This window comes from Pseudomonas sp. MYb327, from assembly GCF_040438925.1.
Classification (GTDB): Bacteria; Pseudomonadota; Gammaproteobacteria; order Pseudomonadales; family Pseudomonadaceae; genus Aquipseudomonas.
This window is the reverse complement of the sequence record NZ_CP159258.1, coordinates 168,670-182,659: the sequence shown is the minus strand read 5'-3', so window position 1 is coordinate 182,659 and position 13,990 is coordinate 168,670. Positions and strand designations below refer to the sequence as shown.

The following is a 13,990-nucleotide window of genomic DNA, read 5'->3' as shown; positions in this document are numbered from 1 at the left end:
ACAGGCCAACAGGATGAAAAATATGCGCCGGCGCTTTATAGTGGCCGACCTCCGTTTCATCAAGTAGCCGAGCCCCATGTCCGAGCCACGCAAGATCCTCGTCACCAGCGCCCTGCCCTATGCCAATGGTTCGATCCATCTTGGCCACATGCTGGAATACATCCAGACCGATATGTGGGTGCGCTTCCAGAAGCACCGCGGCAACCAATGCATTTATGTCTGCGCCGACGACGCCCACGGTTCGGCGATCATGCTGCGCGCGGAAAAAGAAGGCATCACCCCGGAACAACTGATCGCCAACGTGCAGGCTGAACACAGCGCCGACTTTGCCGACTTCCTGGTGGACTTCGATAACTTTCACTCCACTCACGCCGAAGAAAACCGTGAACTGTCGAGCCAGATCTACCTGAAGCTGCGCGACGCCGGGCACATCGCCCAGCGTTCGATCACTCAGTACTTCGACCCGGAAAAGAAAATGTTCCTGGCCGACCGCTTCATCAAGGGCACTTGCCCGAAATGCGGCACCGAAGACCAGTACGGCGACAACTGCGAAAAATGCGGCGCGACCTACGCACCCACCGACCTGAAAGATCCGAAGTCGGCAATTTCCGGCGCCACCCCGGTACTCAAGGATTCCCAGCACTTCTTCTTCAAGTTGCCGGACTTCCAGGAAATGCTGCAAACCTGGACCCGTAGCGGCACCCTGCAGGACGCCGTCGCCAACAAGATCGCTGAATGGCTGGATGCCGGCCTGCAACAGTGGGACATTTCCCGCGATGCGCCGTACTTCGGCTTTGAAATCCCCGACGAGCCGGGCAAATACTTCTACGTGTGGCTGGATGCGCCGATCGGCTACATGGCCAGCTTCAAGAACCTGTGCAACCGTACGCCGGAGCTGGACTTCGACGCGTTCTGGGGCAAGGACTCGACCGCCGAGCTGTACCATTTCATCGGCAAGGACATCGTCAACTTCCACGCGCTGTTCTGGCCAGCCATGCTCGAAGGCGCGGGTTACCGCAAACCGACCGGCATCAATGTGCACGGCTACCTGACCGTCAACGGCCAGAAAATGTCCAAGTCCCGTGGCACCTTCATCAAGGCCCGGACCTACCTGGATCACCTGTCGCCGGAATACCTGCGCTACTACTACGCGGCCAAACTGAGCCGTGGCGTAGACGACCTGGACCTGAACCTCGAAGACTTCGTGCAGAAGGTCAACTCCGACCTGGTCGGCAAAGTCGTCAACATCGCCAGCCGTTGCGCCGGTTTCATCAACAAGGGCAATGCCGGCGTGATGGTCGACACCAACGCCGCGCCGGAGCTGACCGAAGCGTTCCTGGCCGCAGCACCCGGCATCGCCGACGCTTATGAAGCCCGCGACTTTGCCCGCGCCATGCGCGAGATTATGGGCCTGGCCGACCGTGCCAACGCCTGGATCGCCGACAAGGCGCCGTGGTCGCTGAACAAGCAGGAAGGCAAACAGGATGAAGTCCAGGCCATCTGCGCCACCGGCGTCAACCTGTTCCGCCAGTTGGTGATTTTCCTCAAGCCTGTGCTGCCATTGCTGGCTGCCGATGCCGAGGCGTTCCTCAACGTCGCGCCGTTGACCTGGAACGACCACACGACCTTGCTCGCCAACCACCAGTTGAACGAGTTCAAACCGCTGATGACCCGTATCGACCCGGTCAAAGTGCAAGCCATGACCGACGCTTCGAAAGAAGACCTGACCGCCAGCCAGACCGACACTGGCGAAACTGCCCCGGCGGGTAACGGCGAACTGGCCAAGGATCCGCTGTCGCCGGAAATCGAGTTCGACACTTTTGCCGCAGTCGACCTGCGCGTAGCCCTGATCGTCAAGGCTGAACACGTGGAAGGCGCCGACAAACTGTTGCGCCTGACACTGGACATCGGTGACGAGCAACGCAACGTGTTCTCCGGTATCAAGAGCGCTTACCCGGACCCGTCCAAGCTCGATGGTCGCCTGACCATGATGATCGCCAACCTCAAGCCACGGAAAATGAAATTCGGCATCTCCGAAGGCATGGTGATGGCGGCCGGTCCTGGCGGTGAAGAAATCTACCTGCTCAGCCCGGACAGCGGCGCCAAGCCTGGCCAGCGGATCAAGTAAGGTACGGCGGCAAACCAATCCCACAGTCGTGCCTGGCGCGACTGTGGGATTTTCATGTCTGGCCCATAATTACTTTAAGGTCTGGCTACAGCCTGCGGCAGCTCCTACGGGACCATCCAGGATCGGATACGGACGATCATGAGCGAAATGCTTCTGACACTTATCAGCACTGCCCTGATCAACAACCTAGTGTTGCACTGGCCGCTGGGCGTCGATCCGTTGTTGGGTAGCGAGCGCCGGCAACTCCATGCGCTGGGTGTCGCAACGACCTGTTTGATGCTAATCGTTGGCTTGCTGGGTTATTCGATCTATCACTGGCTACTAGTGCCGCTAGAGCTGACATCCCTACGTCTGTTCGTATTCCTGCCGCTCAGCGTGCTGCTGATCCACCCGCTGCTGAAATGGCTGCCACGGATGTTTTCGACATTGCCGTTCGAAGGTCTCTGGCCGTTACTGTTGGGCAACGCTGGCGTGCTTGGGGTAGTGCTGCTCAGCGCCCAGGACGACAAGGGATTCTTAAATGCCATGGCCCTGAGCCTGGGCGCGGGGCTGGGCTTCTGGCTGGTGTTGAGCCTGTTTAACGACCTGCGCCAACGCACACTCGATAACGATGTCCCCCTGCCCTTTCGCGGCTTGCCGATCGATCTGATCGGTGCCGGACTGATTGCAGTGGCCTTTCTCGGATTCAGCGGGCTGATCAAAACATGAGTCTGATTCAAAGCATCGACGCCCTTCTGCCGCAGACTCAATGCGGCAAGTGCGGGCATCCCGGATGCAAGCCCTACGCCGAAGGCATCGCCAACGGCGAGCCGATCAACAAATGTCCGCCCGGTGGCAGTGAAACCATCGCGGCACTGGCCGATCTGCTGAACGTACCGGTGCTGGAACTGGACGTCAGCCGTGGTCCGGCCCCCGCGCAGATCGCCTACATCCGTGAGGCCGAATGCATCGGCTGCACCAAATGCATCCAGGCCTGCCCGGTAGACGCCATCGTCGGTGCGGCCAAATTGATGCACACCGTCATCATCGACGAATGCACCGGTTGCGACCTCTGCGTGGCGCCCTGCCCGGTGGACTGCATCGAAATGCGGCCGTTGCCAACAGCCACCGTGCTGCCGATTGTGGGTGGTCTGGCGTTCAGCACTGAAGAGCACCGAGCCCGCGCCGCCAAGCGCAATCACGCGCGGCGCCGCTTCGAACAGCGCAGCGCCCGCCTGCAACGTGAGGAAGAACAGAAAGCCGCCGAACGAGAGGCCAGGGCGCAACGCACAGCCCAGCCCAGCGAAGTATCGCTCGACCCGGTGCAGGCCGCCCTTGAGCGCGTTCGCGTACAGAAGGCCGCCAATGCCGATGCGGCATTGAAAAAAGCCAAGGTTGATCTGGCGATGAGCCGGGCGCAATTGAACAAATCGCTCAAGGCCTTCGGTCATCCACCGACCTACGAACAGCAATCACAGCTGATCGTCCTGCAGCAGCAGTTCGAAGCCGCCGAACAAACCCTGGCGCAGCTTGAAAGCACCGCTCCCCCTGTTTCAACACCCACTCCTGCTCCGGCCAAGAATGCCGACCTGAATCGGGCGAAAATCCAGTTGGCCATGCGCCGCGCCGAACTGAAGAAAGCTCAAGCCAATGAAGCGCCGGCAGACCAGATTGAAGCCCTGGAGCGCGCACTCAGCGATGCTGAACGTCAGGTGGATGCCTATGCCGCCCCTTGAAGCGGTCGACGAGCGCCTCCAGCAGGCCATGAAACGGGTGTTGCTGGCCACGCTGCCGGGGATGCTCGCGCTGATCTGGCTATATGGCTGGGGGATCTTGATCAATCTGCTGCTGGCAGGCATTAGTGCATTGGCCGTTGAAGCGGCCGTGCTGCAGTTGCGCAAGCGCCCACTCAAAGCCACTCTGAGCGACGGCAGCGCCCTGGTCAGTGCGACATTGCTGGCATTGGCTTTGCCACCTTACTGCCCGTGGTGGCTGACGGTCAGTGCTGCCGCGTTCGCAATGCTGCTGGGCAAGCATCTGTATGGCGGTGTCGGCAGCAACCCGTTCAACCCGGCGATGCTCGGTTTTGCTCTAGTGTTGGTGACATTTCCCCAACAAATGACTCAGTGGCCGGCTTCCTATGGCATGGACTTGTCGGGCGGCTTGCAGCATGTGTTTGGCTTCAGCCAGCTCCCGGATGCCTGGGTTCAGGCGACGGCACTCGACAGCCTGCGGATTAACAAAAGCCTGACCATGGATGAGTTGTTCTCCGCGAACCCGGCATTTGGTCACTTCGGTGGCCGAGGTGTGGAATGGGTGAACCTGGCCTTTCTCGCGGGTGGAGCATTTCTTCTGCAACAGCGTGTATTCACCTGGCATGCGCCGGTTGGCATGCTCGCCAGCCTGTTCATCATTAGTTTGTTGTGCTGGAACGGTTCGGGCTCCGATTCCCATGGTTCACCGCTGTTTCATTTGCTCACCGGCGCAAGCATGCTGGGCGCGTTTTTCATCGTCACGGAACCGGTGTCTGGTGCGAAAAGCCCTGGTGCGCGATTGTTATTCGGCGCTGGTGTAGGTCTGATGACGTATCTGATTCGTACCTGGGGCGGCTATCCGGACGGCGTGGCGTTTGCCGTGATACTGATGAATCTTTGTGTACCGGCGCTGGAGCGTTTTGTCGCATCAAGACAGGAGCGAACTGCGCCATGAGCCGCGCGTCGAGCGTAGTGATCCTGTTAGTCCTGGCCATCGTTGGTATCGGCCTGAGCTATTACGTCCAGTACAGCAGTGCGCCACGTATTGCGGCCGAACAGCGCCTGGTCGACAGCCGTAACCTGCTCGACTTGCTACCGCCAGACAGCTATGACAATCAACCGCTGGAACAGCCCCTCACGCTCGAAAACCCGGCTTTACCCAATAGCACCTTGTCGGGTGGCTATTTGGCGACCAAAGCCAGTCGACCTTCCGTGGTCTTGCTGCGCAGCCAGACCCTGGGGTATGCCGGCACCATCACCTTGCTGATCGCCATCGATACCAATGGCAGGCTGGTGGGTGTCAAAACCCTCAAGCAAACGGAAACGCCGGGGTTGGGCGCGCGAATCGCCGACTGGCCCAGTGCGTGGCTTCAAGCGTTTTCCGGAAAATCACGTAGCGTGCCCGGCGACAGTGGCTGGGCGCTAAAAAAGGATCAGGGTCAGTTCGATCAGATCGCCGGCGCGACGATTACCTCCAGAGCAGTCATCAACGCGATCCATGATGCGTTGCGCTACTTCGATGAACACCGACAACAGCTGCTCGGAAGTTCTTCCCATGAATAAATCATCGTTTCTGCATAACTCGCTGATGCTCGCACCCTTGATCGGCGCCACTGGCTCAATCACGGCCGCTCTGGGCCTATGGCTGATGTTTGTCGCAGTGATCAGTGGTTTTGGCCTGAGCATGGGCGCATTGAGATCGCGAATGCATCCGGCAACGCACTTGCTGACCAGCGTGCTACTCGCCGCCACATTAACTTCTTGCGCGGAGTTGGGTGCGCAAGTGTGGTCGCTGCAATGGCATCATCAAGTGGGGATCTATGCAGGCCTGATCGCCTTGCAATGCGTTGTCCTGGAGCACACTGGTTTTTTCCAGAGACCGGGGCGAGATCGTCTGCGGCTGATCGGCCTGTTCGGCTCGTTGATGGTAGGCATGGGCTTGCTGCGCGAGCTGGTCGGCAACGGAACGATCGTCGCTCATCTACCGTGGCTAGCCGGTATGACACAGGCTGACTGGCGAGGTTGGGTTGTGACCGCCGACGGTGGTCTGCGCCTGGCTACGCTCGCCCCTGGCGGTTTCATTCTGCTGGGATTACTGGTCGCCGCATGGCAAGCCTGGCACAGCCCAACACCTTCACAATGACAGCCTTCGAGGAAATGCACTGCCCATGAATGCCGCAAAACGTCTGGAAATTTTCCGCAGGTTGTATGAAGACAACCCGGAACCAAAGACCGAACTGGCCTATTCCTCACCGTTTGAATTGCTGATCGCCGTGATTCTTTCGGCGCAATCGACCGATGTCGGCGTCAACAAGGCCACTGCAAAACTATTCCCGGTAGCCAATACCCCGGCAGCGATTCACGCGCTGGGCGTCGAGGGATTGTCCGAATACATCAGGACCATTGGCCTGTTCAACAGCAAAGCAAAAAACGTGATTGAAACCTGCCGATTGCTGGTGGAACGTCATGCGAGCGAAGTACCGCAAACGCGCGAGGAACTGGAAGCGCTGCCCGGCGTGGGCCGCAAGACAGCCAACGTTGTGCTCAATACGGCATTCCGTCAGTTGACCATGGCCGTGGACACCCATATTTTCCGCGTCAGCAACCGTACCGGCATTGCGCCCGGCAAGAACGTAGTTGAGGTGGAAAAAAAACTGATGAAGTTCGTGCCCAAGGAATACCTGCTCGACTCACATCACTGGCTGATCCTTCATGGGCGCTATGTCTGCCTGGCCCGCAAGCCTCGTTGCGGCAGTTGCCGGATCGAAGACCTGTGCGAATACAAGCACAAGACTTCGGACGATTGAGGCACTATTAGATTTGTTGATTCGTCGATTGAAAAAATCTTTTTTACCCGCCGGGAGAATGTCGTTATAAGGAGCCCCAAAGGCCGTCTTAGCCTGGAGTAACTAAATGAGCACTGGCAAAGAGCAATTGGACGTTGAAGATGATTTCACCCCCGTGGAGGCTGATGAGGCTGAACCGGTGGTTGAAGTAGCAAAAACCAACCTTAGCAAGCGCCGTACCATCGACAATCTTCTGGAGGAGCGCCGACTGCAAAAGCAATTGGCCGATTACGATTTTGACTTATGACACCTGAAAGCCTCCCGAAACGGAGGCTTTTTTATTATGTTCCGACTCGTGATAAATGCCCGTTCATCGCGCTTCGTCCAACGCCAATGGATTACACAAGCCCATTGCGCTGAGCCAATTCAATCAGGTCAACCAGAGAGCGCGCATTAAGCTTCAAAAGAAGACGTGTCTTGTAAGTGCTGACAGTCTTGTTGCTGAGAAACATCCCGTCGGCAATCTCTTTGTTAGTCTTACCCTTGGCTAACTGTTGCAAGACCATCATCTCTCGCCCTGATAAACGATCTACCATATCCGCTTCACTGGCATTACCCAGACTTGCACGCACGGTATGCAATGCCTGATTTGGAAAGTAACTATAACCGGACAACACCGCTTTTATTGCACTGAGCAACTCCGTCAAATCCTGTTGCTTGCAAACATACCCAGCCGCCCCCGACTGCATGCATCGCATGGAAAAATGACCGGGTGCCTGGGATGTGAGTATCAATACTTTTACCGGCATGGCTGACGATGACAGCCGCGCAATAACTTCCAGCCCATCGAGTTTCGGTATTCCAATATCCAGAATGACAATGTCCGGCATACAGTCACGGGCAAGTTGCAATGCATCCACGCCATTATCTGTCTCTGCAATAACTTCGTAGCCATGACGTTCCATCAGCATACGCACCGCAAGACGAATGACGGGGTGATCATCCACGATCAGCACTTTATTCATGGGCAAGTCCAATTTTCGCTGTTCGAATTTTTAGAGCCCGCACAATAGCCTAGTCGTTTCACCCATGGCATGCCATGCCCCCCGGCCACCCACAGCGAGAGACATTCCCTACAAATATCGCGGATTAGTCTTACAAAAAAACCGATAATTCGATGCTTCGAAAACAGAATACGCGTGAAGACAATTCACATTTCACCAGTTTTTTGTTTCAACTCAAGACTAAAAAATCAATTAGAAATACGAAACAACGGTAATAGGACAACACCGACCTTTAAACCACGTTTGAAAGTAACTGATATTTTCTGAACCCATACTCATACCGGAAATATCATACACAATGCATCCACTTGCTCTTACAGCAGAAACGCATCCATGATCAATTATTAAAGAAGTGCACACTCAAAAATTAAAACAGAGAATAATCAAGAACAAGACACATCACACAATTAAAATATCAATACCCAAAACACAAACACCACAGATACTATGCCAACTACCCACAAAAACAGCCACTCACCAATGAAGAAAGATTAAATCACATGAGAAAAAGATATGACAAAACTCAAAAAAAGAATCACCAACCCCATGACTATTATCGCAATATTCGCAACGCTATCCGAAACTTCGGCGGCCATATCATTGCCGTTCCTGGACGAGGATGAACGCGAAATCTACATCTGGTTCTTGATCAGCTTCCCTTTTTATTTGCTGCTCCTTTTTTTTGCCACGCTCAACTTTAACTATCGGTCGCTTTACGCACCTTCGGACTTTGAAAAAGAAAAACATTTCATAAAGGTACTCGACAGTGTCGAGCGGCCGGAAAACAACGACACAATGAGTTCGTCTGAAAACGCCCGGCGGGATTCGCCGACAAATGATAGGCGGTCAGTTCCTTCTTCTCGCACTGCACAGGCCCCGCCGACCGAAATCGGCTTACAGGCCACCCTTTCGGTTCAACATCACGTCCGGCTGCCCGAGCTTTTGAATGACCTGTACATCATTGATGCCCGCTGGTTGAGCAAAAAAATGGAGTTCGGCTCTTTACTGGAGACAATCAAAAATCCGCAGGTGAGGAAGAGCCACGTGATTTTGTTTCTCACCGGAGCAGAATCGGAGGCGTTACTGAAAGAAGGCGCAGGTTCAAAGCAGACAAGAAAACGCGACACCAGCGCTTTTTGTGTTGCTTACAATTTGAATTCACACGAGATGACGGTCATTGATCAGAGCAGCCTGCCGGCACACAACTATCAAAAGTGACACGAGGGGCATAAGTCGACAAAAAATGATTGAAACGCAATATCAGGTAAAAACCCCATTTCGCAAGTTTGTGGCCTCGTCGATGACGAGGCCACAAATCCATTACAAGCTCAAAGGTCTCAGAAAAGCTTTCGGCCTTTATTCGCCGCAATGCGCATGCGCAATGCGTTCAGCTTGATGAAGCCTGCAGCGTCAGCCTGATTGTAGGCGCCGCCATCTTCTTCGAAGGTCGCGATGTTGGCATCGAACAACGACTCGTCGGACTTGCGGCCGGTAACGATCACATTGCCCTTGTACAGCTTCAGGCGCACGACACCGTTCACGTGTGCCTGGGACGCGTCGATCATCTGTTGCAGCATCAGACGCTCAGGGCTCCACCAGTATCCGGTGTAGATCAGGCTGGCGTATTTAGGCATCAGCTCGTCTTTGAGGTGAGCCACTTCGCGGTCCAGGGTGATCGATTCGATCGCACGGTGAGCGCGCAGCATGATGGTGCCGCCCGGGGTTTCGTAGCAGCCACGGGACTTCATGCCGACGTAGCGGTTCTCGACGATGTCGAGACGGCCGATGCCGTGTTCGCCACCGATACGGTTCAGGGTCGCCAGCACGGTGGCCGGGGTCATTTCGACGCCGTCCAGCGCGACGATGTCGCCGTTGCGGTAGGTCAGTTCCAGGTATTGCGGCTTGTCAGGAGCCTTCTCCGGGGAGACGGTCCATTTCCACATATCTTCTTCGTGCTCGGTCCAGGTGTCTTCCAGCACGCCGCCTTCATAGGAGATGTGCAGCAGGTTGGCATCCATCGAGTACGGGGATTTTTTCTTGCCGTGACGCTCGATCGGGATCGCGTGCTTTTCGGCGTAATCCATCAGCTTCTCGCGGGACAGCAGGTCCCATTCGCGCCAAGGAGCAATCACTTTGACGCCTGGCTTCAAGGCGTAGGCGCCCAGTTCGAAACGAACCTGGTCGTTGCCCTTGCCGGTGGCGCCGTGGGAAATGGCGTCAGCGCCGGTTTCGTTGGCGATTTCGATCAGGCGTTTGGCGATCAGCGGACGCGCGATGGAAGTACCCAGCAGGTACTCACCTTCGTAAACGGTGTTGGCGCGGAACATCGGGAACACGAAATCGCGCACAAACTCTTCGCGCAGGTCGTCGATGTAGATTTCTTTGACGCCCATGGCCTGAGCCTTGGCGCGTGCAGGTTCGACCTCTTCGCCCTGACCGAGGTCAGCGGTGAAGGTCACGACTTCACAGTTATAAGTATCCTGCAGCCACTTGAGGATCACCGAAGTGTCCAGGCCGCCGGAATACGCCAGAACGACCTTGTTTACGTCCGCCATGCCATCACTCCACGGGGTTCTACGGAAAGCCGGGAAGTCTACCGCTCATGCAGGATAATTTACAGTGGCGCGACAGCTTATGACGACGAAGCGACAGAATCTGTCGAGAGAGCGACGATGACCGAGTGGTCAGGAAGTTGCCGAGGCTGCCGGTTTCGTAGCCTGAGGAGCAACCTGCTCCGCCGGCGCTCCCCGCTCCAGACGCACCGCTACCCGGCGATTCTTCGAGCGGTTGGCGTTGTTGGTGTTCGGCGCCAATGGATAACGCTCGCCGTGGAAACGGACGGTGATTTGCGATTCCTGAATTCCGTTGGCCTTGAAGAACTCCATGACCGCCAGAGCCCGGCGGCGTGACAGGTCACGATTGGTCAAGCGGTTGCCGCTATTGTCGGAGTGGCCATCGAGTTCGATGTGATTGACCGTTGGATCGGCCTGCATGTACTCCAGCATGACCTGTAGCCTGGCTTTCGCGGCAGTATCCAGATCGATACCGCCACCGGGGAAGCCGACTTCGGATTGCTTCACTTGCTCAAAATTCTGCGGTAACAACTTGGCCACGCAGCCCTGATAATCAGCGTAAGCCTTACTGAATTTGACTGGCAGCAAACGCACTTCCGACACCCGGCCATCGCCCGAAGAATGCCGAATCACCGGACTACGCCCGTCCATCAGTCCACTGATCAATCGTCCGGCCTGTACCTGTGAACTGTTGAACAACACATTACCGCTGCCAATTCTCACAGTACCCAAGTTGATATCCCCACGCCCCGGCTGCCAGGGCGCAGCCGCTGCCAGCAACGTGGCCGAACCGCCGCCCATCATGGCGTTGTAAGCATTCAGACGAAATGTCGCCTGCTCGCCAGCACGGCGCACAAACTGCCCCGAGCCGAAATCGGTGATTGGCTGAGTCAGCCGGCATTCGAACTTGTCACCTTCGACCGTCCACTCAATGCTCTCCAGACGGGTCTGGAAAGTGAGCGCCATCGCAGGAAGGCTGGCAAACACACTGAGCAAGGCTAAATAACGCTGGCGCACGGGAGGCTCCACTGGCTTCTACAACAAAAAGACCGACACACACTTGTTTACGGCATACCTGTTGGATATCGGAAGCTTCCCGCAAAACTTGATAGCGAGTGCCTGCAAGAGTCTTTTCCGGTAGCATTCCCTTCAGTTTGACCCGCCTGGAATCCCCTCATGTCCGACCGCCTGACCCTGCTGCGTCCCGACGACTGGCATATTCATCTTCGCGATGGTGCTGTGTTGACCAATACCGTTGCGGATGTCGCGCGTACCTTTGGTCGCGCCATCATCATGCCCAACCTGGTTCCTCCGGTCCGCAATGCGGCCGAAGCCGACGGCTATCGCCAGCGGATTCTCGCTGCCCGCCCGGCCGGCAGCCAGTTCGAACCGCTGATGGTGCTGTACCTGACCGACCGCACCCAGCCCGAAGAAATTCGCGAGGCCAAGGCCAGCGGTTTCGTGTACGCCGCCAAGCTGTACCCGGCCGGCGCGACCACCAACTCGGACTCTGGCGTCACCAGCATCGACAAGATCTTCCCTGCACTGGAGGCCATGGCCGAAGTGGGAATGCCTTTGTTGATTCACGGTGAAGTCACCCGTGGCGACGTCGACGTGTTCGACCGCGAAAAAATCTTCATCGATGAGCACATGCGTCGTGTGGTCGAGCGTTTCCCGACCCTCAAAGTGGTGTTCGAACACATCACCACCGCGGATGCCGTGCAATTCGTCAATTCGGCTCCGGCCAACGTTGGCGCGACCATTACCGCGCATCACCTGCTGTACAACCGTAACCATATGCTGGTGGGCGGGATTCGGCCGCACTTCTATTGCTTGCCGATTCTCAAGCGCAATACGCATCAGGAAGCCCTGCTCGACGCTGCAACCAGCGGCAGCGAGAAGTTCTTCCTTGGCACCGACTCGGCTCCCCACGCTCAGCACGCCAAAGAAGCCGCTTGCGGCTGTGCCGGCTGCTACACCGCTTATGCGGCGATCGAGATGTACGCCGAAGCGTTCGAACAGCGTAACGCGCTGGGCAAGCTTGAAGCCTTTGCCAGCCTCAACGGCCCGCGCTTCTACGGCCTGCCGGCGAATACCGATCGCATCACCCTGGTTCGCGAAGAGTGGACCGCCCCAACCAGCTTGCCATTTGGCGAGTTGACCGTTATCCCGCTGCGCGCCGGTGAAAAACTGCGCTGGCGCCTGCTGGAGGAACACGCGTGAGTGAAGACCATTTCGACGACGAACAGGAAAGTAATGGCGGTGGAGGCGGTTCCCGTCACCCAATGGCCGCACGGTTTCGTGGCTACCTGCCAGTTGTCGTCGACGTAGAAACCGGTGGCTTCAACTCGGCCACCGATGCGCTGCTGGAAATCGCCGCAACCACCATCGCCATGGATGAAAAGGGTTTTGTTTACCCGGATCACACTTACTTCTTCCGTGTCGAGCCTTTCGAAGGCGCGAACATCGAAGCAGCCGCCCTGGAGTTCACCGGCATCAAGCTCGATCACCCACTGCGCATGGCCGTGAGTGAAGAGTCGGCGCTGAATGATATCTTCCGCGGCGTGCGCAAGGCTCTCAAGGCCAATGGTTGCAAACGGGCGATTCTGGTCGGGCACAACAGCAGCTTCGATTTGGGTTTCCTTAACGCTGCCGTCGCGCGCTTGGACATGAAGCGCAACCCGTTCCACCCGTTCTCCAGCTTCGATACAGCGACCCTCGCCGGTCTGGCTTACGGTCAAACAGTGTTGGCAAAGGCTTGTCAGGCCGCCGATATCGACTTCGACGGTCGCGAGGCCCACTCGGCTCGCTACGACACCGAGAAGACCGCCGAGCTGTTCTGCGGCATTGTTAACCGCTGGAAGCAAATGGGCGGCTGGGAAGATTTCGACGATTGATCCGGGTGCGACCCTGCTCCCACAGGGTTCCAGACATATTCTGCCCATAAAAAAACCGGCCCTGAGGCCGGTTTTTTTGTACCTGGTGCCTTACAGCGCAGCAGCGTGCTCGGTCAGGTAAGCAGCAACGCCTTCTGGCGAAGCGTTCATGCCCTTGTCGCCTTTTTTCCAGTTGGCAGGGCAAACTTCGCCGTGCTCTTCGTGGAATTGCAGAGCGTCGACCAGACGCAGCAGCTCTTCCATGTTACGGCCCAGCGGCAGGTCGTTGATGATCTGCGAGCGGACAACACCTTTGTCGTCGATCAGGAACGCGCCACGGAAAGCAACGCCGTCAGCGGACTGAACGTCGTAGGCCTTCATGATTTCCTGCTTGATGTCGGCAGCCATGGTGTAACGGACTGCGCCGATACCGCCATCGTTTACCGGGGTGTTGCGCCATGCGTTGTGGGTGAAGTGCGAGTCGATCGAGACCGCGACTACTTCAACGTTGCGTGCCTTGAACTCAGACATGCGGTTGTCCAGAGCGATCAGCTCCGACGGGCAAACGAAGGTGAAGTCCAGTGGGTAGAAGAACACCAGGCCGTATTTGCCTTTGATGGCCGACGACAGGGTGAAGCTGTCTACGATTTCGCCATTGCCGAGTACGGCCGGTACGGTGAAGTCAGGGGCTTGTTTGCCTACGAGTACGCTCATTGGATATCTCCTGGTGTAGAAACGTGAAAAACAAGATTGGTATCAGCCTGCCACCCTCAAGCGACAGCCCTGTGACACGAACCCGTTTCGAAAAGACCGGCCATCATACACTGCGT

General features: G+C 56.7%; 15 protein-coding genes. 11 read left to right on the top strand and 4 right to left on the bottom strand.

Annotated elements, in window-relative coordinates; genetic code table 11:
- Window positions 1-76 precede the first annotated feature (76 nt).
- The 8 genes from metG to ABVN21_RS00780 all read left to right on the top strand — a co-directional run bounded on the left by metG (window position 77) and on the right by ABVN21_RS00780 (window position 6,954).
- Complete coding sequence (gene metG, locus ABVN21_RS00815) at window positions 77-2,128, top strand: methionine--tRNA ligase (protein ID WP_339556451.1); 2,052 nt, start codon at window positions 77-79, stop codon at window positions 2,126-2,128.
- Window positions 2,129-2,266: 138 nt separating this feature from the next.
- Window positions 2,267-2,836, top strand: coding sequence for an Rnf-Nqr domain containing protein (locus tag ABVN21_RS00810; RefSeq protein ID WP_339556450.1), 570 nt, complete (start codon window positions 2,267-2,269; stop codon window positions 2,834-2,836).
- Window positions 2,833-3,843, top strand: a complete 1,011-nt coding sequence (rsxB, locus tag ABVN21_RS00805; protein ID WP_339556449.1) for an electron transport complex subunit RsxB — start codon at window positions 2,833-2,835, stop codon at window positions 3,841-3,843. The genes ABVN21_RS00810 and rsxB overlap by 4 nt, the downstream gene beginning before the upstream one ends.
- Window positions 3,830-4,816 (top strand): RnfABCDGE type electron transport complex subunit D, encoded by a 987-nt coding sequence (locus ABVN21_RS00800; RefSeq protein WP_339556448.1) that lies wholly within the window; start codon window positions 3,830-3,832, stop codon window positions 4,814-4,816. Before rsxB ends, ABVN21_RS00800 begins: the two co-directional genes overlap by 14 nt.
- The gene (locus tag ABVN21_RS00795) at window positions 4,813-5,424 is read left to right on the top strand and encodes an RnfABCDGE type electron transport complex subunit G (protein WP_339556447.1); all 612 of its coding nucleotides are present in this window, start codon (window positions 4,813-4,815) and stop codon (window positions 5,422-5,424) included. The genes ABVN21_RS00800 and ABVN21_RS00795 overlap by 4 nt, the downstream gene beginning before the upstream one ends.
- Window positions 5,417-6,004 (top strand): Rnf-Nqr domain containing protein, encoded by a 588-nt coding sequence (locus tag ABVN21_RS00790; RefSeq protein WP_339556446.1) that lies wholly within the window; start codon window positions 5,417-5,419, stop codon window positions 6,002-6,004. Before ABVN21_RS00795 ends, ABVN21_RS00790 begins: the two co-directional genes overlap by 8 nt.
- A gap of 25 nt (window positions 6,005-6,029) precedes the next feature.
- Window positions 6,030-6,668 (top strand): endonuclease III, encoded by a 639-nt coding sequence (gene nth, locus ABVN21_RS00785; protein WP_339556445.1) that lies wholly within the window; start codon window positions 6,030-6,032, stop codon window positions 6,666-6,668.
- Between the two features lie 106 nt (window positions 6,669-6,774).
- A complete protein-coding gene (locus ABVN21_RS00780) occupies window positions 6,775-6,954 on the top strand; it encodes a hypothetical protein (RefSeq protein ID WP_339556444.1) in 180 nt (59 codons plus the stop codon).
- Between the two features lie 91 nt (window positions 6,955-7,045).
- On the opposite strand, the gene ABVN21_RS00775 is transcribed toward ABVN21_RS00780, so the two are convergent.
- The gene (locus ABVN21_RS00775) at window positions 7,046-7,672 is read right to left on the bottom strand and encodes a response regulator transcription factor (RefSeq protein ID WP_339556443.1); all 627 of its coding nucleotides are present in this window, start codon (window positions 7,670-7,672) and stop codon (window positions 7,046-7,048) included.
- 552 nt (window positions 7,673-8,224) lie between these two features.
- On the opposite strand from ABVN21_RS00775, the gene ABVN21_RS00770 reads away from it, so the two are divergent.
- Window positions 8,225-8,929 carry a hypothetical protein gene (locus ABVN21_RS00770; protein WP_339556442.1) on the top strand — a complete coding sequence of 235 codons (705 nt, stop codon included), beginning with the start codon at window positions 8,225-8,227 and terminating at the stop codon, window positions 8,927-8,929.
- Window positions 8,930-9,048: 119 nt separating this feature from the next.
- On the opposite strand, the gene ABVN21_RS00765 is transcribed toward ABVN21_RS00770, so the two are convergent.
- A complete protein-coding gene (locus ABVN21_RS00765) occupies window positions 9,049-10,266 on the bottom strand; it encodes an argininosuccinate synthase (RefSeq protein WP_034149022.1) in 1,218 nt (405 codons plus the stop codon).
- Between the two features lie 129 nt (window positions 10,267-10,395).
- Window positions 10,396-11,301 (bottom strand): OmpA family protein, encoded by a 906-nt coding sequence (locus ABVN21_RS00760; RefSeq protein ID WP_339556441.1) that lies wholly within the window; start codon window positions 11,299-11,301, stop codon window positions 10,396-10,398.
- Between the two features lie 159 nt (window positions 11,302-11,460).
- Between ABVN21_RS00760 and pyrC the strand changes: the two genes are divergently transcribed.
- Both pyrC and rnt read left to right on the top strand, forming a co-directional pair.
- Window positions 11,461-12,507, top strand: a complete 1,047-nt coding sequence (gene pyrC, locus ABVN21_RS00755) for a dihydroorotase (RefSeq protein WP_339556440.1) — start codon at window positions 11,461-11,463, stop codon at window positions 12,505-12,507.
- On the top strand, window positions 12,504-13,181 hold the full coding sequence (gene rnt / locus ABVN21_RS00750; RefSeq protein WP_339556439.1) for a ribonuclease T: 678 nt from the start codon (window positions 12,504-12,506) through the stop codon (window positions 13,179-13,181). The genes pyrC and rnt overlap by 4 nt, the downstream gene beginning before the upstream one ends.
- A 90-nt stretch (window positions 13,182-13,271) precedes the next feature.
- Here rnt and ABVN21_RS00745 read toward each other — a convergent pair whose 3' ends face one another.
- Window positions 13,272-13,874 carry a peroxiredoxin C gene (locus tag ABVN21_RS00745; protein ID WP_008057532.1) on the bottom strand — a complete coding sequence of 201 codons (603 nt, stop codon included), beginning with the start codon at window positions 13,872-13,874 and terminating at the stop codon, window positions 13,272-13,274.
- Between the last annotated feature and the right edge of the window lie 116 nt (window positions 13,875-13,990).